We start from the raw sequence: 20,476 nt of genomic DNA, 5'->3' as shown, positions 1-20,476 counted from the left end.
TACGGGGCGCCTCGAGCGTGTGCGGGGCATGCCACGGCAGGCTGGGCGCAGCTGGGGCGCCCCCCACCCGGACCGGCAGCGGCCCCTGGATGCAGGAGCATGAGGTGCGACCGCCGCGTGCTCTCCTGCACCTGAGCGGAGAGCCGGCAGCAGTCCGACCGGTCCTCGCCGTCCGACAGCCTCCGAGGAGAACGACAGTGGCCACCATCGCAGACGTCGCCCGCGAAGCGGGCGTCTCCCGCAGCACCGCGTCCTACGCGTTCTCGGGCAACCGCCCGATCTCGGCCGAAGTGCGCCGACGAGTGCTCGCTGCGGCTCGTCGCCTGGAGTTCACGCCCAACGCGGGCGCGCGATCGCTGGCGACCTCGCAGACCCGGGTCATCGGCCTGCTGGCGCAGTTCCTCGAGGACGAGTTCGCCCCCGCGATGCTGCAGTACACCCTCGGCGTCTCGAACATGGCCCGCGAGCTCGGATACGACATCCTGCTGGTCACCGACGCCGACGGCACGAGCGCCCTGCGACGCATCAGCGACTCCCGCATGGTCGACGGGATCGTCCTGCTCAACGTCGCCGTGGACGATCCGCGGCTGGACATCCTGCGCAACGCCCGGCAGCCGGGCGCCCTCGTCGGCCTGCCGAGGGACTGCTCCGGCGTCGACGTCTTCGACCTCGACTTCGAGGAGACCGGTCGCGCGATGATCGAGCACTTCCACGCCCTCGGGCATCGGGAGCTCGTGCTCGTGTCCCCGCCCCAGCACGTCGTCGATCGCGGCGGCGCCTACGTCTGGCGCCTGCAGGACGCCGCTCTCGAGGCCGCCGACGCCCACGGCATCCGACTGCACACGTCGTTCGCGCCCTCCACCCAGCCGGACGTCGGCCGGGCGCTCGGAGACCTGCTCGACGCGCACCCTCGGGCGACGGGCCTGCTCGTCAACAACGAGGCGGCCGCAGCGGCACTTCCGAGCGTTCTGGGAGCGCGGAGCACGAGGAGCCCGGAGGACGTCTCCGTGCTCGGCCGGTTCTCGGAGGAGTTCGCGCGCACCTTCTCGCTCCCCTACTCCTTCGTGGAGAGCGCACCCGACCGGCTAGGGAGCATGGCGGTGCGTCAGCTCGTCCGCCGGATCGAAGGCGCGACCGACACCGAGGAGGCGTACGTCGTGCGCCTCCTCGGCCCTGAGATCGTCGAACGTGGCAGCACGGCGCCTCCGCGTCCGGCTCCCGCGGCCTGAGCGTACGACCTCTCCCGGGCGCCCTCTCCCTCCACCCGGGACCACGACCACGAGGCGTCGGCCGCGGACCGCAGGAGGGTGTCGGGACCCCGGAGTCCGGCAGCAGTCGCGACCAGCGAGAGCATCAGCCGCGGATTCAGAGGTCGTCGAGAACCTCCCGAAGGATGCGGGTCAGCGCTGTCGTCCTCTCGTGATTGGTGGCCGATCCGAACGTGTAGTGGGGCATCCTCCTCACGAACGACCGGGCGTCGGGTCCGAGAGCCTTCTCCAGTGCTTCGGCGATCCGGGTGTCCGGTCCTGTGCCCGACAGCCATTCGAACGCGGCGTCGCCCATGCCGACCACCACCGGCGTCCGGCCGTCGGCTCCTTCGCGACAGGTGATCAGCTCCCAGGTCAGCAGCTCGGCGCAGCGTTCGACGTGGTCCCTGCCCGCCTGCTGCTCGTCGCGCAGAGTCGTCCGAAGAGCCCCCGCGTCACGGGTCGGAACCAGTTTGAAGACGTCCGACATGTAGGCGACAGGCGCACTCGAGTCGAGGACCTCGTCGTAGGCGGCGCGCACACTGTTCCGGAGTGCGCCGTCGCCCCGATGACCAGGCGAATGGAAGGTCTGCCAGAACGTCGGGTCGGAGGGAGGGTTCTTCCCGCCCCAGTTGATCGCGAACAGCACGACGGATGTCGTCATGGGCTGCAGCTCGACGAACTCCTCGGGACTGCTCGCCGTGACGGGGCCGGCCAGATCACCGCGCTCGCCCCACCTCGCCCAGGACGTCGCGTGCCCGAGCTTCCAGCCTCCTCCCTCCACATCGGGATGGCTGATCTCCTCGTCACGCAGGGCCTGGTACGTGGCGTAGTCGACAGGCGGGAAGCTCATAGCGGTCCTCTCGGGGCTGCAGGGCCCTGCCTCGGTGGCAGGAGGAGGGCGTGAGACCGGGCGTCTCGATCCAGAGGCTATCGAGACAGTGGTCTTCTCCGTCCCTCGTTCTCGAGTCCCTCCGGAGCGTCGTGCCGACCTCCGATCGGCGGAACGGTCGACGGCCTTCCGGCACCACGAGCACGGGCCGGGCGGACGACAGGTCTCGCTCGACGCAGCGGCTCGCGCTCCGCCGTCACGATCGCCACCGCCCGCTGGACCAGTACCCTGTCGCCTCGCACCGCGTGGACCATCACCACCGCGACCGCCGCCGCGGGAACTCTGGGCCTGGCGCTCGCCGCCGACACTCCGTCCGCCCTCGCGGCCTGCCTGCTCTTCGGATGGGGATACACCGCCGCCACCGGGTCGCTCATCGCCTGGACCGCCGCTCTCGACTCGGACCGCGCGGCGACCGGCACGGCCCTGCTCTTCGTAGTGCTGATCGCCGGACAGGCCGTGGGCGCAGTGGGGCTCGGAGCGCTGCTCGACGGGCCGGGCACGATGGTCGCCTTCGCCGCCGCTGCTGTCGTGACGGCAGCCGCCGGAATCACCCGCCGCCAGAAGTCGCCGAATGATCGGCTGTCGGCACGGTCGTCCGGTTCGTAGTGTCGGACGTATGGATCCGCGACCGCTTCCCGCCGTCGGCGCCCCGGCCACCCGTGCGCTCGAGGACGCGGGCGTGCACGATGTGGACGACGTGAGGCGGGTGGGCCTCGACCGTCTCGCAACCCTCCACGGAGTCGGGCCGAAGGCGCTCCGGCTCCTCCAGCAGGCCCTCGACGCAGACGATCCCGCTCCGTAGCGATCCCTTCCCCGCACGGTCGCCTCGACCCAGAATGGTCGGAGGCTCGGCGTGCCGGTTCCCGGGGGCGATCCGCCCGCGGAGGCGGCCGCCGGGGGAACGGTGGTCGGATGAACGAGGAGGCGCGATGAAGATCATGCTCGTGATGCGGTCCGACGGCAGTTACGCCGGGGGCGATGCACCCGAGGACTACGCGGCCTGGGCGGACTACGACGCGTCGCTGAAGGCGGACGGCGTCCTCGTCGGCTCCGGACGCTTCGCCGACGCCACCGGGGACGTCTCCGTCGAGACCGATCTGACCGCGGCGCGAAGAGGAAGCGGCGCTCCGGCCCCTTCCCGAGCGGAGGAGCGGTCAGCCCTCGTCGGCTACTACCTGCTCGACTGCCCGACCCGGGACGACGCCGTGCGGTACGCCCGACGCGCCCCCCTCTACGGCTCGGTCGAGGTGCACGAGCAGGCGCAGTACTGAGCCCAGCTCTGCGGGCGCTCGCGGCGGCCTCGGGCGGATGATGGTCGGGTGAACCGCACCGATCGTCTGTATGGGCTCGTCGAGGAGTTGCGGGCGGTCTCGCCCCGGCCGCGGAGCGCGCGCCGTCTCGCCGAGCGGTTCGAGGTGTCGGTGCGGACCATCGAGCGGGACCTGTCCGCGCTGCAGCAGGCGGGTCTGCCGATCTGGGCGGAGCCCGGCCGCACGGGCGGCTACGTCATCGACGCGTCCGCGACCCTCGGTCCGGCCGGGTTCACGGTGGAGGAGGCCGTCGCCGTGCTGATCGGCCTCAGCGCGCTGCAGCGCAGTCCGTTCCGGCAGGCAGCCAGGACCGCTGCCCGGAAGACGCTCGCGGTCCTGCCGGACGACGTGGCCGCCCGCGCCGGCGCGGTCGCCTCCCGGGTGCACTTCCTCGAGAGCGAGGAGGAGGCGGTCGTCCCGGCGGAGTTCGCGACGGCCCTCCGAGCGGATCGTGTCGTCCGGCTCCGCTACCGCGACAGCAGCGGCGCGGAATCGGTCCGCGACGTCGAACCGCTCGGCTCGATCGGGAAGGAGGAGCACTGGTACCTGATCGCGTGGTGCCGGCTGCGGGAGGGGGTCAGGGCGTTCCGCGGCGACCGGATGCTGTCGGTCGAGGTGACCGACGAGCGGCCTCCGCAGCGCACCCTGCGAGCCGAGGACCTCGCGCTCCAGTACGGACGGCTGCGGTCCGTAGTCGACGACTGACCTGCTCCGGGGACGGCCGCCGCGGACCTCGCGGAGTCGCGGACGATCTGCGGAAACACCGACAGGACGGTGTCGCGACGACCGGCGAGCCTGGTGCCATCACCTCATCCCGGCCCTGAAGGAGCCCCATGTCGTTCACCTCCCTCCGCATTGTCACCGACGACCTCGACGGCCTCGTCGCCTTCTACGAGCAGGTCGTCGGCCGACCGGCCGAGCGCCCGGCGCCGGTCTTCGCGCAGTTCACGGGAGCGGGTGCGACCCTCGCGATCGCCCGCACCTCGACGGTCGCGATGCTCGACGGCGCCGTCGTCCCCGCGTCGAACCGCTCCGTCCTGCTCGAGTTCGAGGTGGCCGACGTCGACCGCGCCTTCGCCGAGCTCGCACCCCGGAGCGAGGACGTGGTGCTCCCGCCGAGCACCATGCCGTGGGGCAACCGCTCCGCCCTCGTCCGCGACCCGGACGGGAACGTCGTCAACCTGTTCAGCAGGCCCGCGGGCTGATCGGGCGCACTCCGTCGGTCCGAGCACGCCCATGCCTGGCCGGTGGGACCCGACGGGGATCGCGGAGACCACCGGGGATCCTCTCTCGCGAGGCGATCCTCCCGAGCGGGCGTGGCCTCGGGCCGAGCGCGATCGGTCTGCGGGTCGCAGGCGGGAGCACGGCGACTCCGTCCAGCGTGACGTCCCGACCGCACTCCGACCGTCGGGACGGCCACCCGCCGCCGGTGTCCTCGGCGGTACCCTCGCGGCATGACCTTCGTGAACGTCGGCGCCCTCGGGGCCGTCCCCGGCAGACGCGACGAGCTCGTCGCCGTCCTCACCGAGCACAACGACGACCTCGTCGACGCCGGCTGCCTGCTCTACGAGGTCGGGGTCGACGACGAGCAGCCCGACACCGTCTTCGTCGTCGAGCTGTGGGAGAGCGCCGAGGCGCATCGGGCCTCCCTCGCCCTCCCCCGGGTCCAGGCCGCGATCGCGACGGCGCGCCCGCTGCTCAGCGGCGCCTTCGGCGGCTACCGCTTCGACGCAGCAGGCTCTCCCCTCCGGAGCTGACTCGCGCCGAAGGCCTGCCGGCCGTCGGCACAGGCCGACCTGGAGGGAGCGGGCCGTCCGTCAATGGAAGGCCTCTTCCGATCCCGCAACCCGACACCTCGAAGCGGAGCACCGTGATCAGCACGTTCCTCGTCGACCACGCCGCGCTCGTCCCGATCGCCTTCTGGATCGCGGTCGCGGTGGTCACGGCGATCGCCTGGCTGCTGCACCGGCGCGGCGCGGAAAGGTCTCTTCTCGTCCTCGCCGCGCTCGCCTTCGTCGTGGGGATCGCGCTGACCGTGTATCCGCCCGACGGGACGCCGCGGGTCTTCTGCACCGTGCAGTTCTCGGTGCCGTTCGACGGCATCGACACCCTCGCGAACATCGCGCTCCTGCTCCCCGGGGCCCTGCTGCTCGCGGTCGCGGTCGGCCGGCCCCTGCTCGTCGCCGCCGCCGTCTCCGGCCTGTCCGCCCTGATCGAGCTGGTCCAGGCGGGCGTTCCGGCGATCGGCCGCTCCTGCGACACGAACGACTGGTTCATGAACACCATCGGCGCACTCCTCGCCGCGTTCCTCGCGACCCTGATCCTCAGAGGGGAGAAGCGGCGCGGGCGTCGGCGAATGGTCCGCTGACACCGCCTGTCACGTCGCCCTGCTCTCGGCCGGGTGTCTCGGCGGCCGACATCAGCACGGGTCCGTCGATCCACGTCCCTGTGACGCGGACCTGCTCAGAGGACGGCCGACGCCACGGGTGCCGTCTCGGCGACGCCGAGGACGACCGGGCGTCACCGGGTGCCGCGGTCGCGTCTGTCGACCGCCCCAGGAGCTGTCAAGTCTCTCCCCCGTCGGCCTCGGCGCTGCGCACGCTGGGGGCATGAAGCACCTCCTCTTCGCGAACAAGACGATCCTCGTGGGAGACGACGCGGCGGACGCTCTGGTCGAGTACGGCGTCGCCCTCGCCGCGAGCAGCACGGCGGACCGCGTGGAGTACACCGGCATCGGCGCCGACGGCGGCACCGTGCAGGCGGTGTTCCTGCTCAACGCCGGCGCCGCCCTGGTCGCCGAGACCACTCCCTCCGATCTCCCCGAGCCGGACAACACGGCCGAGGTCGCCCGCATCCGCGAACGCACCAGGGCGCTCACGGGAGTGTTCCCCGTGCAGCCGAGCGAGGACGACATCACCTTCGACGTCGAGCTCGAGCACGAGCACGGCTTCGGACACTGACCGGCCCGCCCATGCCCTCCCTCCACGCCCCCTGGCCGACGCTCTGACCGGGGACACGGACGACGCCGAGGTCCGTCGCTGGGCGGCGTCCCGCGCCCCGCTCACGCCGGGGACGATCGCCGTGCTGCAGGCCGTCGGCTTCATCAGCGCAGCGCAGCGGGTCCCCGCCGACACGGCCCTCGCTCTCCTGCTGACGGCGGCGGAGGACGACCGGCGCGATCCGCCCGACGTGGCTCGCGATGTCCTCGCGCGCCGCCATCCCCTGGCCGATCCCGGTGACGATCGCGGCGCGTCGGGGACCCCGTGATCACCGCCCTTCGGGAGCCGTGGTCGGTCCGCCGCCGGGGGCGCTGTCTCCCGAGTCCGCGACGTGAAGTGCACCGCGCGCCGCCCGCCCCGCCCGCTGGATGCGCGCCCGCACCAGCCGCTGCAGCAGCGCGGGGTAGAGCTGGACGGCGATCGTCGACCCGAGCAGCCAGGCCGCGCCGCCCGTCGCACCCGTGACCGTCGCGGCGAGGGCGAGCGCGACTCCGACGGCCGTGCACGCGAGGTGCACCGCCTCGGAGCGGCGGGTGTGCTGATCGAGTGCGGCCAGCCCCGCGCGCGTGCCGTCGAAGCCGCGCTCGCGGGTGACGAGGCGGTTCCACCCGACGACGTCGAGCAGCCGGCCGAAGACGCCGACCCCGAGCGCTCGCAGCAGCGCCGGCTCGCGGCGACCCACGTCGAACCAGGACTGCTCGATCGGACGCGTGCGCCCGCCGAAGGTCATTGCCGCCCAGCTGGTGAGGACCATCTGCGCGACCGCGGCGAAGACCGGATGCGAGGGTCCGATCGCGGTCCAGGCGGCGGCGAGGAGGGCTGCCGCGACGGCGGTGAGGACGAGGGTCCGGACCACTCCCGCTCCCTCCTGCCCGTGCTGCGGTGTCGGACCCGACCACCGGCGCACGCCTCCCATGATGACCGCTGCCGGGCAGTCGCCGTCAGGCCGGTACCGAGAGGGTCGCCGTGAAGACCGGCCCCCGGCGGGCCGGGTGAACGACGTCGAGACGGTGACGGTCCCGCCTGCCCGGGCGAGGATCGCCCGGGTGATCGCGAGGCCCAGACCGGCACCGCCGTCGTCAGGGGCTCACGCCGGGCTGGGTCGACCCGCGCCTCACCAGGTCCGTAGGCAGGGTGATGGCAGCCGGGCGCTCCCCCTCGATCGCCTGCAGGAGGAGGCGGACCATCTCCGCGCTGATCCGCTCGAAGGGCTGCCGCATGGTCGTCAGCGGCGGGTCCGTCGTGAGGGCGACGGCCGAATCGTCGAATCCGCCGACGGCGACGTCCTCCGGCACACGCTTGCCGAGCCGGGCGAGTGCGTCGATAGCGCCTGCTGCCATGCGGTCGTTGGCGGCGAAGACGGCGTCGATGTCGGGATGCGCGGCGAGAAGCGCCTCCATCGCAGTGGCCCCACCGGCCCGTCCGTAGTCGCCGAACTCCACCGCCTCCGCACCGCCCACCTCCGCGCGGTAGCCCGCGAGCCGCGCGATCCCTCCCGTAGTGTCGGGCGGTCCGGCGATCGTGGCGATGCGCGAGCGTCCGAGGCTCCGCAGATGAGCGACCATCTCCCGCGCTCCCTCCTCGTCGTCGGCGGCGACATAGCCCATGCGCTTCTCGTAGCCGACCGGCACGCCGCAGGCGATGGCCGGCACTGAGGATCTCTGGATGTCCGTGAGCAGCCGTGCGCCGACGTGGGCGGAGATGAGCAGGACCCCGTCGACGTGGCCCGCGTCGATGTAGGCGAGGGCTCGCCTCTGCTCGTGCTCCGTCCCCGCGAGGATGAGGACGAGGGCGACGTCGTGCTCCGCGAGTGCGGCTGAGGCGCCTCGGAGCAGAGTGGCGAAGTTCGGATCCTCGAAGAGCGAGCGCGCGTCCTCCGTGAGGAGGAAGGCCACCGTGTCGGTGCGGCTGCGGGACAGGCTCCGGGCGTGGGGATTGGCGCGGTAGCCGGTCCTCGTGATCGCCGCCTCCACTCGCGCGTGCGCTTCGGGGCTGACCCATCTTCCGCCGTTCAGCACGCGCGAGACCGTCCCGCGCGAGACACCGGCCTCGACAGCGACGTCCTGAATCGTGGGGCGTGAGGGCGTCCCGCCTCTTCCGCGCGAAGGCATCCGCGTCACTTCACCGCCCCGGCCGCCAGGTCGACCCGCCAGAACCGCTGCAGGACGAGGAACATCGCGATCAGCGGCAGGATCGAGAGGAGTGCCCCGGTGATGACCAGCGTGTAGAGCGCCGGCGCGGAGGCGCCCTGGTTGAGCAGCCCGTTCAGGCCGACCGTGAGCGGGAAGAGCGAGTCGTCGCCGAGCATGATGTACGGCAGCATGAAGTTGTTCCAGGTCGCGACGAACTGGAAGAGGAAGATCGTCACCAGCCCCGGCAGGAGCATCGGAACGGCGATCCGGGTGAAGATCCCCATCTCCCGGGCGCCGTCGGTCCGGGCGGCCTCGATGACCTCCGTCGGCACGGCGGCCGCGGCGTAGATCCGCGCGAGGTAGATGCCGTAGGGGCTGATGATCTGCGGCAGCAGCACTCCCCAGAACGAGTTGGTCAGCCCCACCTCGGCCAGCAGGAAGTACTGAGGGATCGCGAGGATCACGCCGGGGACGAGGACGCCCATCAGCAGGACGGCGAAGACGCCCTTCCTGCCTGGGAAGTCGAACTTCGCGAGCACGTATCCCGACAGTGCCGATACCCAGGTAGAGGCCACTGCACCGACGCCCGCGTAGAGCGCGGTGTTCAGCATCCAGCGCCAGAACAGACCTCCCCGGTACTGCGCGAGAGCGACCACGTTGTCGATCAGATGCGAGCCGGGCGCGAGCGTGAAGGTGGAGAAGAGCTCGCCGCCGCTCTTCGTGGACGCCGTCACCACCCACAGCACGGGGAAGAGGCAGTAGACGGCGCCGATCAGCAGGATCGTCGTCGCGATCCAGCCCGGACGTCCGCGATCGGGGTCGCGGCGTGCGGTCCTGGACCGTGTCCGCCCGACGGTGCGGGCGGGGGGCCGCTGAAGGATGCCGGGCACGGATCAGTCCTCCTGTCCGAAGGCTCGCTTCTGCACGACCCGGAGGAAGAGGAAGGAGACGGCGAAACTGGCGAGCGCGATCACGACGGAGGTCGCGGCGGCGGAGTGGATGTCGTCGCGGGTGAACGCGTCCCGGTAGACGAGCATCAGCGGGGACCAGGAGGTCGAGAGGCTGTTGGTCAGCGGTCGCAGCGTCGTCGGCTCGGCGAACACCTGCAGAGTTGCGACCATCGAGAAGAGCGCCGTCATCACCAGAGCGGGGGTGACGATCGGGATCTTGATGCGCAGCGCGATCTGCAGATCGCTCGCCCCGTCGATCCGTGCCGCCTCGTAGACGTCGGAGGGAATGGCCTGGAGGGCGGTGTGGATGACGATCATGTTGAATCCGACGCCGCCCCAGAGCGCGATGTTCGCGATCCCGAAGACGACGGCGCCGGAGGACAGGATGTCGGGGGCTTCCCCGCCCAGCCGCTCAATCACGTACGCGAAAGGCGAGACGGCCGGCAGGTAGAGGAATCCCCAGAGCAGCGAGGAGATGACGGCCGGTACGGCGTAAGGCAGGAAGATCGAGACCCTCGAGAACGAGACCGCACGGGCCCGCCTCGCGTCGAGGAGGAGAGCGAAGAGGAGCGCGAGACCGAGCATGCACGGGATGAGGACGAGCCCGTAGAGGAGCACCCGTCCGACGCTGGCCCCGAACTCCGGATCGCTGAGCGACCCGAGGTAGTTCTCGATGCCGGCGAAGACCTGCTTCCGGCCGCCGGAACCCAGGCCGAGCCCAACGGCCTGCTTCTTCTGGAAGCTGAGCATGACGGTGTAGAGGATCGGCGCGGCCATGAAGGCGGCGAAGAGCACGATCGCCGGTGCGAGCATCGCATAGGGAGCGAGTACTCGGGCGCGGAAGCCGGTGCCGAGTCGACCTCTCCTCGGCGGCGCGGTCGGGAGAGTCAGGGGTGGGGGAGCCATGCCGAGTCCTTCGGAACGAGAGCGGTCGGGAAGCGGCGCCGGATCCTCGCCGCCGGGAGGCGCGCGGCCCGATGGTGGACGCGGGCCGCGCACCGGTCACTCCACGGAGAAGCCGCTCTTCACGAGGTCGTCGGAGGTGATCCGCTGCATCTCGGCCACGGCGTCGACGAAGGCGGACCGCGTCCTCGCGGCGGCGGCCTTAGCGAACTCGTCGTTGTACGCGCTGAAGGCGACGTTCACGTTCGGCCCGTAGGTGAACGGAGCGACCGACTCGGAGACGGCGGCGGCGATGTCGGAGAAGTCCCCCTGGGTGCTGAAGAAGTCGGGCGGGCTGCTGAGCGCTGCTCTCGCCGCCTCGGTCGCCGCCGGGTAGACGCCCGCGACCTCGGCGAGTGCCGCGACCGCCACCGGATCCGTGTTCAGCCAGGTCGCGAACTCGGTAGCGGCCGCGGTCTTCTTCGTCTGACTGGTGACTGCCGTGGTGCTTCCTCCCCAGTTCCCGCTGGAGGGGTTCGCGGCGTCCCACTGCGGCAGAGCTGCGGCGATCCACGCGCCTTTCGTGTCGGGGGCGTTGCCGCTGAGCACGCCGGGTGCCCAGACGGCGCTGATCCAGCCGACCTGCGAACCGTCGTTCAACCCTGCGTTCCACTCCGGCGTGTACATCGGCGTGTTGCCGATCGCCCCGGATTCGACGAGCTCTCCCCAGTAGGCCGCGACCTTCTCGGTCGGTCCGGCGTCGATGTCGACGCCCCAGCTCCGGTCGTCCGTCGACCACCAGGAGGCTCCGGCCTGCTGCGCGAGGCCGGCGAACCAGCCCGCGTCGTTGGAGGAGAAGGTGCCCAGGTGTCGGGCCGGGTCGGAGGCGTGGACGGCCTCCGCGGCCGCGGCGTACTCCTCCCACGTCGTCGGGACGCCGAGGCCGAGGCTCTCGAGGATGTCCGCGCGATAGTAGGCCATCATCGGCCCCGAGTCCTGGGGGATCGCGTAGACGGCATCACCTCCGAGCGTGACGGCCGACCAGGTGCCGTCGGAGAAGCTGCCCTCCAGATCGCCGGCGCCTTCGTCGGAGATGTCGGCCAGAGCATCCGCCGCGACGAGGGTGGGGATCTTCTGGTACTCGGCCTGAACCAGATCGGGGGCTCCGCTGCCCGCCTTGACGGCGGTGAGCAGCTTGGTGATGGCGGGGTCGCCGCCGTCCTGCTTGCTGACGGTGACCTGGATCTCCGGGTGGTCCTCGTTCCAGATGTCGACGACCTGATCGAGGTTCGGCGCCCAGGCCCAATACGTCAGCTCGACAGTGCCCGAGGCTCCGTCGTCGAAGCCGGTGGAGCAACCGGTGAGCAGGAGCGCTCCGGTGACAGCGGCGGCGCCGAGGGAGCGGATCCTGCGGAACGGGATGTGCATTCGTCCTCCTTGAAGAAGCTGGTTTGTCGATCCCCGGCGCCTCCGCTCGGGAGGAGGACGGCGGCGTGCCCTGTGAGCGGTTACAGTTAGCCATACGTGTATGATCCTGTCAACAGTGGCGCAGCCACCCGCACCAGGGCACGACACTGGGACCGCGCACAGCCGAAGGAGACAGCTCGCATGACCACCGCTACCGGCGACACCCCCTCCGCCTTCCGCTACCGGCTCCCCGGAGCCGACGGGCGTCCGCTCCCCCGGGCTCCGTGGATCCCGGGGCGGCCGGGGCTGCGTTACGGAGGCGACTACAACCCCGAGCAGTGGCCGCGGGAGGTCTGGGCGGAGGACGTCGCCCTGATGCGCGAGGCGGGCGTCGACCTCGTCAGCGTCGGGATCTTCTCCTGGGCACTGCTCGAGCCGCAGGAGGGCCGGTACGACTTCGGGTTCCTCGACGAGCTGCTCGATCTGCTGCACGGCGCCGGGATCGATGTCGACCTCGCGACCCCGACGACCGTCCCGCCCGCCTGGTTCTGGAAGGCGTACCCGGACTCCCACCCTGTCACCCGGGAGGGCGTCACCCTGGGCCGGGGCTCGCGCGGCATGGTCAGCCCGAGCTCGCCCGAGTACCGGGCGGCGGCCGTCGCCGTCACGGAGCAGCTCGCGCAGCGCTACGCCGCGCATCCCGCGGTGGTCCTCTGGCACGTGCACAACGAGTACGGCGCTCCGGTCAGCGAGGACTACTCCGACTACTCTGTCGCGGCCTTCCGCGCCTGGCTGCAGGCGAAGTACGCGACGCTCGGCGCTCTGAACGCGGCGTGGGGCACGCTCTTCTGGGGCCAGGTGTACGGGGAGTGGGACGAGATCGACGCGCCACGGGTCGCGGCCACCGTCGTGAACCAGACGCAGCGGCTCGATTTCGCCCGCTTCACCTCGGACGCGCTCCTCGCCTGCTTCACGGCGGAGCGCGACGCGATCAAGCGCTACTCGGACAAGCCGGTCACCACGAACTTCATGGCCACCAACTGCCCCTCGATCGACTACTGGAGATGGAGCAGCGAGGTCGACCTGGTCTCGAACGACCACTACCTGGCCGCAGAGCGCCACGACAACCACGTGCTGCTGGCGATGGACGCCGACCTCACGCGATCTTTCGCCGGAGGGCGTCCGTGGATCCTCATGGAGCACTCGACGTCGGCGGTGAACTGGCAGCCGCGCAACATCGCGAAACGCCCCGGTGAGCTCGCACGCAACGCCGCGAGCCATCTCGCGCGCGGGGCCGACGCGGTCCTCTTCTTCCAGTTCCGGGCCTCCCGGTACGGAGCCGAGAAGTTCCACTCCGCGATGCTCCCCCACGCCGGGGCGCGGACGCGGGTCTGGAAGGAGGTCGTCGAGTTCGGCGCCGACCTCGACCGCCTCTCAGCGGTCCTCGGCTCCGTCGTCCGGACTCGCGTCGCGATCCTGTGGGACATCGAGTCCTTCTGGGCGCACGATCTGGAGTGGCGGCCCTCGGTCGAGCTCGATCACCGCGAGCGGATCGAGGCCTTCTACTCCGCGCTCTGGAAGCGCGGTGTCACGGTCGACTTCGCCCACCCCCACTCCGATCTCAGCGGCTACGGCCTCGTCCTCGCCCCCTCGCTCTACCTGATGGACCGGACGTCGTCCTCGAACGTGACCGAGTACGTCCGCGCCGGCGGCACGTTCGCCGCCTCCTACTTCTCAGGGATCGTCGACGAGAACGACGCCGTGCACGAGGGCGGCTTCCCCGGCGCCCTTCGCGAGGTCCTCGGCCTCTCGATCCCCGAGTTCCTGCCGCTCCGCGACGGCGAGGTCGTCGAGCTCGACTCCGGAGCGCGAGGAAGCGGCTGGACCGACGACATCGCCCTCGAGGGCGCGGTCGAGAGAGCGCGGTACGCCACCGGACCAGCTGCCGGAGGACCGGCGATCACCCGCAACGTGCTCGGCGACGGATCGGCCTGGTACCTCTCCACGCGGCTCCGGGGCGACGACCTCGCGGACTTCGTCGACACCCTGCTCACGGACGCCGGCATCACTCCACCCGCCGAGACAGTGGAAGGGCTCGAAGTCGTCGTCCGCCACGGTGACGTCGCGGACTTCACCTTCCTGATCAACCATGCCGAGACGGACGCGGCGGTCGCGAGCCCCGGCACGCTCGAGCTCATCACCGGCAGCACCGTGGACGGGACCGTGGTCGTTCCGGGGAAGGGCGTCCGGGTCGTGCGGCGGGACCACTGAGGATCGACCACCTGCTTCACTCCGAGGTCGAGACCTCGCGGGAACCGCGGGTGCCGCGAAGGTACTCGAAGGTGCGCAGGGATTCAAGGGGACGGCCGTCCGCAGCGAACATGGCCTGGTTGTCCCAGGCCGATCCGCCGTGACTCCCGCCGACGTGGACCGGGTCGTAGCCCGCGGCGCGGCTCGTCGCCCATCCCGCGCCGAAGCGCTCCCAGAGCGACCGGTTCGCGGCGAGAGCCGATGGAGGACCGACGGGCAGCCAGGCCGGCTCCCAGTAGAAGACGCCGATGCCCGTCGATCCGACATCGCGCACTGCTGCGACGACATCCCGGAGAGCCGTCGCCTGGCCCTGCACACTGATCGGGTACCGGCTCGAAGAGGGAGCAGTGGCGATGACGTTCGGATGCCCGTCGCCGTCCGTCAGGGTGTACGGCCACGAGGTCTCGGCGACCATCACCTTCTTGCCGTAGGTCCGTGAGACCTGGGCCAGCACCTCGGTGAGGTTCGCGGTCGAGCCGTGCCAGTACGGATAGTAGGAGCTCGCGAAGACGTCGTAGTCGACTCCGAAGCGGTGGAGCCCCGCGGCGATCGCCGAGTACCGCCCGACGGATTCCGGGTTCGTGAAGTGCAGAGCGACAAGAGCATGCGGCAGCACTTCCCGCACGGCGGAAGCACCCGCTGCGAAGAGCGCTGCGAGGGAGGCGTCCATCGATGTGGCGTCGCGGGAGTAGCCGGCCATCCCGGTGTTCGTCTCGTTTCCGACCTGAACGACGCGCACGTCGACGCCGGCGTCCTCGAACCTCCGCAGCGCGCTGACCGTGAAGCCTCGCACGGCTGCTGCCGTCGCCTCCGGCGTCGAGCCGGCCCACGACTTCGGAGCCAGCTGACGACCGGGGTCCGCCCAGAAGTCGGAGTAGTGGAAGTCGACCAGCACTCCCAGTCCAGCAGCCGTGGCGCGTCTGCCGACCTCGACGGCTCGCCCGACGTCGACGTTCCCGCCGCCGTAGCCTCGGCCGCGGTCATCGAACGGATCGTTCCACACCCTGACCCGGACCGCCGTGACGCCCGCATCAGCGAGGACGGCGAAGAGATCCGCCGGAGAGCCGCTCCTCTCGCGGAAGACGACCCCGCTCTCCTCGAGGGAGAGGACGGAGGAGACGTCGACACCGCTGAGGAATCCCGTGGACATGCCGTCGACGCGGCTCACGACGACCGGGACACTCGTCGAGGCGGCAGGAGCGACTGGGGCCGGTGCGACCGTCCCGACGGTCAGGCAGGCGATCACAGCGGTGATCGAGAGGTGGAACGTTCTGCTTCGTCGCATGGTCAACCCTTCCGAGCGGTCCGTCACGGAGGAGGAGCCCCGCCGCCGCGGTCACGATCGCCGACCATAGGTTCGAGCGGCCGAGGGAACAACAGCCTTCTCCGTACAGGCGCGGCTTCCACCAGAACTGGCGCGGACGCGGAGCCGTGACGACCCTTCCCAAAGGGCTTCACGACGATGAGCCGCTCCCCGCTCGCGCGCCGCAGTCTCACCCGGGCGCCCCGCACCGGGCATCCGCCGCCTTCTCGACGGCGCTTCCTTGACACCGCCGCCGGCCGGTCATCATCATGCAGTCACGACCGGCGGCGGCGTGCCACCGGCGACCCGACAGGAACGGTGCACCGATGCCCACCATGCTCTTCGTCAACCTGGCCGTCGCCGATCTCGCCCGGGCGAGGGCCTTCTACGAGTCGCTCGGCTACTCGATCAACGAGGGCTTCAGCGACGAGAACGCCGTCAGCGTGGTGATCAGCGACACGATCACCGCGATGCTGCTCACGCGGGAGTTCTTCGCCGAGTTCACCAGCAAGCCGATCATCGACGCCACCACCTCGACCGAGGTGCAGCTCGCCCTCAGCGCCGACAGCAGGGAGGAGGTCGACACCCTCCACGGGAGGGCCCTCGCCGCGGGCGCGACCCCGGCCGGCGAGCAGGACCACGGTTTCATGTACTCGAAGAGCTTCGACGACCTCGACGGCCACCACTGGGACTTCGTCTGGATGGACCCGGCGGCTGCGGCGGGCGGTGCGCCGGAGCTGTCCGTCGAGGAGATCCGGGCGAACACGACGCACAGCTGAGGCACGACCCGTGGACGCCGAGCGGTCGACGTCCACGACCCGCGCAGTCACACTCCGTCACGATCCGGCGCGCACTCCCCTCGGCCTGACAGGCTCCCGGCATCCGCCTTCCGGGCGTCTGGACAGGAGCACACCGTGACGATCACTGCACCGGCGACCACCGCGACCACTGCTGCGGCGACCACCGCGACCATGACCTCCGCGCCCGCATCCCGCGCCTCCGCGGCGGCCGGCTTCTCCACGCGCCAGGTGCACGCCGGTGCCGCGCCCGACGGCGCCCACGGAGCGCGCGTCACGCCCGTGCACCTCAGCGCCGGCTTCGTGTTCGACAGCTTCGAGCACGCCCGCGAGCGGTTCGCCGGCGAGGACGAGGGCTTCCTCTACACCCGCAACGGGAACCCGACCACCGAGGAGGTCGAGCGTCGGCTCGCCGATCTCGAGGGCGGCGCCGAGGCGATCCTGGTGGCGAGCGGCCAGGCGGCCACCGCCTCCGCTCTCCTGGGGATCCTGCAGGCCGGCGACCGGGTGCTCTCGTCGCGCCGCTTGTACGAGGGCAACCGGGGGCTGCTGGTGCAGAACTTCGGTCGGCTCGGGATCGGCGTGGACTTCGTCGACGACGCGTCGGACCTCGGCGAGTGGGAGCGGCGGATCGGGCCCGACACCCGGGTCCTCTTCGGCGAGCCGATCCCGAACCCGAAGAACGATCTGCTGGACCTCCCGGCGCTGGCCGCGATCGCGCACCGGCACGGGCTCCCGTTCGTGGTCGACAACACGCTCGCGACCCCGTACCTCCTCCGCCCGATCGAGCACGGGGCCGACGTGGTCGTGCACTCGACCAGCAAGTTCCTCGCCGGGCACGGCTCCGCCCTCGGCGGCGTGATCGTCGACGCCGGCACGTTCGACTGGGCGGCGCGCCCCGCGCTCTTCCCGCACCTCAACCAGGAGGAGCGGTCGTTCGGCGGCCGCAGCTGGACCGAGCAGCACGGCCGGCGCGCCTTCGTCTTGTACACGCGGGACATCGTGGTCTCCCGCCTCGGACCGACGCCGTCACCGCTGAACTCCTTCCTGCTGCGGCAGGGCGTCGAGACGCTGTCGCTCCGGGTCGAGCGGCACTCGGCGAACGCCCTCGCCGTCGCCCGCTTCCTCGAGGGGCGGCCCGAGGTCGTGTCGGTCGACTACTCCGGCCTGGAGTCGAGCCCGTCGTTCGCCCTCGCGCAGCGCCTGCTCCCCCGCGGGCAGGGCTCCGTCTTCTCCTTCACCGTCGCCGGAGGCGAGGCGGGCGCGGCCGCCTTCATCGACGCCGTCGAGCTGTTCAGCCACATGACCCACCTCGGCGACGTGCGCTCGCTGGTGCTGCATCCCGCGTCGACCACCCACGCCGGACGCACCCCCGCCGAGCGCGCCGCCGCCGGGATCCACCCCGGGCTCCTCCGGCTGTCGATCGGGATCGAGGACGTCGACGACCTCCTCCGCGACCTCGAACGCGGGCTCGCCGCGGTGCGCGCACGCGCCCTCCCCGCGCTCGCGGAGGTGTGAGCGTGGCGCGCCGTCAGCACTTCGGCTGGTTCTTCTCCCGCGGCTTCGGCCCGCAGGGATGGGGGCACCCCTACCGGGAGTGGAACCACGACTGGACGAAGCCCGGCCTCTACCAGCAGTCGGCCCGCGAGCTGGAGCAGGCCGGCTTCGAGCTGATCGTGATGGAGGACGCCGTCTCGCTCGGCTCCCCGGAGACGCTCGACCTGCGGGTGCGGGGAGCGTACGGCGGGCCGAAGCACGATCCGCTCCTCCTGGCGCCGTACCTGTTCGCGGCGACCGAGCGGATCGGGCTGGCGCCGACGATCAACGCCGGCATCACGCCCCCGTACCTCGCCGCCCGGCAGGCGGCGACGCTGCAGCACCTCAGCTCCGACCGCTTCGGGATCAACCTGGTCACCGACGTCGGCAGCGCCCGCCACGTGGGCCTCGAGCCGCTGTCGCACGACGCGGCCTACGACCGGGCCGACGAGTGGATGGCGGTCGTCCGCCGGCTCTGGCACAGCTGGGGGGAGGGCGCGCTGGTCGCCGACCCCGAGTCGGGCCGCTACGCCGACGGCACCCGGATCGACGCGTTCCGGCACCGCGGGGAGCACTTCCGCGTGGACGGACCCCTGAACGCCGTCCCCTTCGCGAACGGCGACCCGATCGTCGTCTCCCCAGGCGGCTCCCCCCGCGGCCTGGCCTTCGCCGGCACGCAGTCGGACGTGCAGCTCGCCCTCGCGCCGCTGGAGGCCCGGGCGGTGCGCGACTACCGGGCGCGCGTGCTCGCCGCGGCCGAGCAGCACGGGCGGACGGCGGACGACCTGCGCGTGCTCTTCGTCGTGAAGCCCGAGATCGTGTCGAGCCCGGAGGAGGCCGCGCGCGTCGTCGAGGCGTCGCGCCACCCCGACGAGGGCGCGCTGCGGCGGATCGCGCTCGGCTGGTCGAGCGACCTGGAGACCGACCTCACCGGGCTGGACCTGGACCTCCCCGTCCCGCGGTCGGTGTTCGGCGAGCACGTCTCGCACGGCACCATCGCCGGCCTGTACGGCGGCACGGAGGACGCTCCGCTGCGGGAGCTGCTCACCAGGAAGGCGCGCAAGGGCCGCGTCGCCGAGCGCGCCGGCTTCGTCGGCACCGCGGAGGAGTTCGCCGACTTCGTCGAGGAGCTCGGCGACGACGGCGGCAGCGACGGGCTCCTCCTCTCCGGGGACCTGCACCCGGTCACCCTGCACCGGATGCTCGACGACCTCGTCCCCGTCCTGCGCCGCCGCGGGATCCTCCGCGACGAGCTCGCTCCCGGCGGGACCCGCGCCAACCTCTTCGGGACGTAGGGGGGGTCCGCCCCGTCTCACTCCGGATCCTGCGCCCGGCCGGGCACCGGGCAAAAGAACCCGTGCTCGATCTCGTGGGCGAGCTGCACAGCCTCGACACGCGAGGCCGCCCGGTCCACCGCCGGCGGCCCGGCCTCATCGGGGGTGCAGAGGGAGCGGAGGCGCTGAAGGACGGCTCCTCGCCACTGTCGTGCGATGCCGCCCGCCTCGGTGCTCCGCCGTCCCACCTCGTCGAGTCCCCGCGAAGGCGCTCCGCCGTTCACACGGCGGCCCGCACGGCTTCGAGCGTCTCGAGGAGGAGGGGACGCGGCATGGCGAAGACGAGACGCACGTGGTCGGCGTATCCGGCGCCGCACAGGCGTCCGGAGGTGAGCGTCACTCCCGCCTCGCGCTGCAGGTGCTGCGCGGGATCGGCGAGGCCGAGAGCACCCAGGTCGAACCAGGCGAGATACGTCGCCTCCGGGGTGCGGTGCCCGATCCGGGGCAGCTCGGAGGCGAGGAAGTCGGCGATGAGGCGCCGGTTGCCGTCGAGGTAGTCGACGACCTCGTCGAGCCACGCTCCGCCCTCCCGGTAGGCGGCCGTCGAGGCGATCACGCCGAGATTCGAAGCGCCGTGCTGCACCGCGAACCCGAAGCGCGAGTAGACGTCCTCGTCTGCGTCATTCGTGGTGATCAGCTGCGCGGCCTTCAGGCCGGGGATGTTCCACGCCTTCGAGGCGCTCGTTCCGGTGACGGAATGCCGGGCGGCCTCCTCCGAGACCGAGGCGTAAGGGATGTGGGGGACGCCGTCGAACCGCAGCGGCGCGTGGATCTCGTCGGCGAAGACCCGCCCGCCGTGGCGCTCGACGACAGCGGCGAGACCTTCGAGCTCGGACCGCGGCAGGACCGAGCCCGTCGGGTTGTGCGGATTGCAGAGCACCAGGGTGCCCGCTCCCTGCGCGAAGGCCGCATCGATCCCGTCGAGGTCGTGCTCCCAGCGGCCGTCGACGATCGTTCCCGGGACCTCGATCACCTCGCGTCCGATGGCCGACAGGTAGGTGAGGAACGGCATGTAAGCGGGGGTAGGCACGATCACAGGTGAGCCGGGGCGGGAGAACTCGGTGACGGCCACTCCGAGCGCGGCCATGACATCCGAGACGGAGTGCACGCGGGCGGGGTCGACCGTCCACGCGTACTGCTCAGCGAGGTACTCCGCGGCGGCCTCGCCCAGCTCGCCCGCAGTCGAGGGGGACAGATAGCCCAGCACGTCGCCGGCCACGGCGTCGTGCAGTGCCCTCCGAACGGCCGGCGCCGTACCGAAGTCCATCTCGGCGACCCAGGCTCCGATGGTGCCGGGGCGGAGGCTCCACTTGCGGCTCGTCGGGCGGTCGAGTCGTTCGCGCGTGAGCGAGTCGAACAGGTGCATGGGAGTCCTCG

General features: G+C 71.5%; 22 protein-coding genes. 14 read left to right on the top strand and 8 right to left on the bottom strand.

The window, feature by feature from the left end; all coding sequences use genetic code 11:
* Window positions 1-197: 197 nt before the first annotated feature.
* A complete protein-coding gene (locus C5C35_RS00265; RefSeq protein WP_104226529.1) occupies window positions 198-1,229 on the top strand; it encodes a LacI family DNA-binding transcriptional regulator in 1,032 nt (343 codons plus the stop codon).
* Window positions 1,230-1,365: 136 nt separating this feature from the next.
* On the opposite strand, the gene C5C35_RS00260 is transcribed toward C5C35_RS00265, so the two are convergent.
* Complete coding sequence (locus tag C5C35_RS00260) at window positions 1,366-2,100, bottom strand: hypothetical protein (RefSeq protein ID WP_104262258.1); 735 nt, start codon at window positions 2,098-2,100, stop codon at window positions 1,366-1,368.
* A 474-nt stretch (window positions 2,101-2,574) separates the two neighbouring features.
* Here C5C35_RS00260 and C5C35_RS16830 point away from each other — a divergent pair, with 474 nt between their 5' ends.
* The 9 genes from C5C35_RS16830 (at window position 2,575) to C5C35_RS00220 (ending at window position 6,716) form a co-directional block, all read left to right on the top strand.
* Window positions 2,575-2,745 (top strand): hypothetical protein, encoded by a 171-nt coding sequence (locus C5C35_RS16830; protein ID WP_181065424.1) that lies wholly within the window; start codon window positions 2,575-2,577, stop codon window positions 2,743-2,745.
* A 10-nt stretch (window positions 2,746-2,755) separates the two neighbouring features.
* Entirely contained in the window at window positions 2,756-2,941 is a 186-nt protein-coding gene (locus tag C5C35_RS00255; RefSeq protein WP_104223264.1) for a DNA-binding protein, read from the top strand.
* Between the two features lie 127 nt (window positions 2,942-3,068).
* On the top strand, window positions 3,069-3,410 hold the full coding sequence (locus C5C35_RS00250; RefSeq protein WP_181134123.1) for a YciI family protein: 342 nt from the start codon (window positions 3,069-3,071) through the stop codon (window positions 3,408-3,410).
* A gap of 48 nt (window positions 3,411-3,458) precedes the next feature.
* Entirely contained in the window at window positions 3,459-4,154 is a 696-nt protein-coding gene (locus C5C35_RS00245) for a YafY family protein (RefSeq protein WP_104262256.1), read from the top strand.
* A gap of 128 nt (window positions 4,155-4,282) precedes the next feature.
* Window positions 4,283-4,654, top strand: coding sequence for a VOC family protein (locus C5C35_RS00240; protein WP_104233974.1), 372 nt, complete (start codon window positions 4,283-4,285; stop codon window positions 4,652-4,654).
* Between the two features lie 249 nt (window positions 4,655-4,903).
* Window positions 4,904-5,206 (top strand): putative quinol monooxygenase, encoded by a 303-nt coding sequence (locus C5C35_RS00235; protein WP_104262255.1) that lies wholly within the window; start codon window positions 4,904-4,906, stop codon window positions 5,204-5,206.
* 113 nt (window positions 5,207-5,319) lie between these two features.
* The gene (locus tag C5C35_RS00230; RefSeq protein WP_181134142.1) at window positions 5,320-5,817 is read left to right on the top strand and encodes a VanZ family protein; all 498 of its coding nucleotides are present in this window, start codon (window positions 5,320-5,322) and stop codon (window positions 5,815-5,817) included.
* A gap of 241 nt (window positions 5,818-6,058) precedes the next feature.
* Window positions 6,059-6,409, top strand: a complete 351-nt coding sequence (locus tag C5C35_RS00225) for a hypothetical protein (RefSeq protein ID WP_104262253.1) — start codon at window positions 6,059-6,061, stop codon at window positions 6,407-6,409.
* A gap of 121 nt (window positions 6,410-6,530) precedes the next feature.
* The gene (locus C5C35_RS00220; protein WP_104233977.1) at window positions 6,531-6,716 is read left to right on the top strand and encodes a hypothetical protein; all 186 of its coding nucleotides are present in this window, start codon (window positions 6,531-6,533) and stop codon (window positions 6,714-6,716) included.
* Here C5C35_RS00220 and C5C35_RS00215 read toward each other — a convergent pair whose 3' ends face one another.
* From C5C35_RS00215 to C5C35_RS00195, 5 genes are all read right to left on the bottom strand, one after another.
* On the bottom strand, window positions 6,717-7,304 hold the full coding sequence (locus C5C35_RS00215) for a hypothetical protein (RefSeq protein ID WP_104262252.1): 588 nt from the start codon (window positions 7,302-7,304) through the stop codon (window positions 6,717-6,719).
* A gap of 223 nt (window positions 7,305-7,527) precedes the next feature.
* Window positions 7,528-8,559, bottom strand: coding sequence for a LacI family DNA-binding transcriptional regulator (locus tag C5C35_RS00210; RefSeq protein WP_104223277.1), 1,032 nt, complete (start codon window positions 8,557-8,559; stop codon window positions 7,528-7,530).
* Between the two features lie 5 nt (window positions 8,560-8,564).
* Window positions 8,565-9,374, bottom strand: coding sequence for a carbohydrate ABC transporter permease (locus C5C35_RS00205; RefSeq protein WP_258066432.1), 810 nt, complete (start codon window positions 9,372-9,374; stop codon window positions 8,565-8,567).
* Between the two features lie 99 nt (window positions 9,375-9,473).
* On the bottom strand, window positions 9,474-10,436 hold the full coding sequence (locus C5C35_RS00200) for a carbohydrate ABC transporter permease (RefSeq protein ID WP_104223278.1): 963 nt from the start codon (window positions 10,434-10,436) through the stop codon (window positions 9,474-9,476).
* A gap of 96 nt (window positions 10,437-10,532) precedes the next feature.
* Window positions 10,533-11,840: an ABC transporter substrate-binding protein gene (locus tag C5C35_RS00195; protein ID WP_104262251.1), complete on the bottom strand. Its 1,308-nt coding sequence runs from the start codon at window positions 11,838-11,840 to the stop codon at window positions 10,533-10,535.
* 180 nt (window positions 11,841-12,020) lie between these two features.
* Here C5C35_RS00195 and C5C35_RS00190 point away from each other — a divergent pair, with 180 nt between their 5' ends.
* A complete protein-coding gene (locus C5C35_RS00190; RefSeq protein WP_104262250.1) occupies window positions 12,021-14,090 on the top strand; it encodes a beta-galactosidase in 2,070 nt (689 codons plus the stop codon).
* Between the two features lie 16 nt (window positions 14,091-14,106).
* Here the strand turns inward: C5C35_RS00190 and C5C35_RS00185 are convergent, their stop codons facing one another.
* Entirely contained in the window at window positions 14,107-15,414 is a 1,308-nt protein-coding gene (locus C5C35_RS00185; RefSeq protein ID WP_104262249.1) for a glycosyl hydrolase 53 family protein, read from the bottom strand.
* A gap of 344 nt (window positions 15,415-15,758) precedes the next feature.
* Between C5C35_RS00185 and C5C35_RS00180 the strand changes: the two genes are divergently transcribed.
* The 3 genes from C5C35_RS00180 to C5C35_RS00170 all read left to right on the top strand — a co-directional run bounded on the left by C5C35_RS00180 (window position 15,759) and on the right by C5C35_RS00170 (window position 19,060).
* Window positions 15,759-16,211, top strand: coding sequence for a VOC family protein (locus C5C35_RS00180; protein ID WP_104238888.1), 453 nt, complete (start codon window positions 15,759-15,761; stop codon window positions 16,209-16,211).
* 192 nt (window positions 16,212-16,403) lie between these two features.
* Window positions 16,404-17,747: an O-acetylhomoserine aminocarboxypropyltransferase/cysteine synthase family protein gene (locus C5C35_RS00175; RefSeq protein WP_104262396.1), complete on the top strand. Its 1,344-nt coding sequence runs from the start codon at window positions 16,404-16,406 to the stop codon at window positions 17,745-17,747.
* Between the two features lie 2 nt (window positions 17,748-17,749).
* A complete protein-coding gene (locus tag C5C35_RS00170) occupies window positions 17,750-19,060 on the top strand; it encodes an LLM class flavin-dependent oxidoreductase (RefSeq protein WP_104262248.1) in 1,311 nt (436 codons plus the stop codon).
* A gap of 259 nt (window positions 19,061-19,319) precedes the next feature.
* Here C5C35_RS00170 and C5C35_RS00165 read toward each other — a convergent pair whose 3' ends face one another.
* On the bottom strand, window positions 19,320-20,465 hold the full coding sequence (locus tag C5C35_RS00165) for a MalY/PatB family protein (protein WP_104247108.1): 1,146 nt from the start codon (window positions 20,463-20,465) through the stop codon (window positions 19,320-19,322).
* Window positions 20,466-20,476 lie beyond the last annotated feature (11 nt).

Origin of the sequence: Rathayibacter sp. AY1F8, from assembly GCF_002932165.1 — a bacterium.
Classification (GTDB): Bacteria; Actinomycetota; Actinomycetes; order Actinomycetales; family Microbacteriaceae; genus Rathayibacter.
Note: the sequence above shows the minus strand (reverse complement) of the source record. Positions and strands in the feature narration are given on the sequence as shown.

Bases quoted from the DNA above. Each gene is read 5' to 3' on its own strand.
- C5C35_RS00260 (WP_104262258.1), bottom strand. From the start codon at position 2,100: ATGAGCTTCCCGCCTGTCGACTACGCCACGTACCAGGCCCTGCGTGAC.
- C5C35_RS00255 (WP_104223264.1), top strand. From the start codon at position 2,756: ATGGATCCGCGACCGCTTCCCGCCGTCGGCGCCCCGGCCACCCGTGCG.
- C5C35_RS00250 (WP_181134123.1), top strand. From the start codon at position 3,069: ATGAAGATCATGCTCGTGATGCGGTCCGACGGCAGTTACGCCGGGGGC.
- C5C35_RS00240 (WP_104233974.1), top strand. From the start codon at position 4,283: ATGTCGTTCACCTCCCTCCGCATTGTCACCGACGACCTCGACGGCCTC.
- C5C35_RS00235 (WP_104262255.1), top strand. From the start codon at position 4,904: ATGACCTTCGTGAACGTCGGCGCCCTCGGGGCCGTCCCCGGCAGACGC.
- C5C35_RS00225 (WP_104262253.1), top strand. From the start codon at position 6,059: ATGAAGCACCTCCTCTTCGCGAACAAGACGATCCTCGTGGGAGACGAC.
- C5C35_RS00210 (WP_104223277.1), bottom strand. From the start codon at position 8,559: ATGCCTTCGCGCGGAAGAGGCGGGACGCCCTCACGCCCCACGATTCAG.
- C5C35_RS00200 (WP_104223278.1), bottom strand. From the start codon at position 10,436: ATGGCTCCCCCACCCCTGACTCTCCCGACCGCGCCGCCGAGGAGAGGT.
- C5C35_RS00195 (WP_104262251.1), bottom strand. From the start codon at position 11,840: ATGCACATCCCGTTCCGCAGGATCCGCTCCCTCGGCGCCGCCGCTGTC.
- C5C35_RS00190 (WP_104262250.1), top strand. From the start codon at position 12,021: ATGACCACCGCTACCGGCGACACCCCCTCCGCCTTCCGCTACCGGCTC.
- C5C35_RS00185 (WP_104262249.1), bottom strand. From the start codon at position 15,414: ATGCGACGAAGCAGAACGTTCCACCTCTCGATCACCGCTGTGATCGCC.
- C5C35_RS00180 (WP_104238888.1), top strand. From the start codon at position 15,759: ATGCCCACCATGCTCTTCGTCAACCTGGCCGTCGCCGATCTCGCCCGG.
- C5C35_RS00175 (WP_104262396.1), top strand. From the start codon at position 16,404: ATGACCTCCGCGCCCGCATCCCGCGCCTCCGCGGCGGCCGGCTTCTCC.
- C5C35_RS00165 (WP_104247108.1), bottom strand. From the start codon at position 20,465: ATGCACCTGTTCGACTCGCTCACGCGCGAACGACTCGACCGCCCGACG.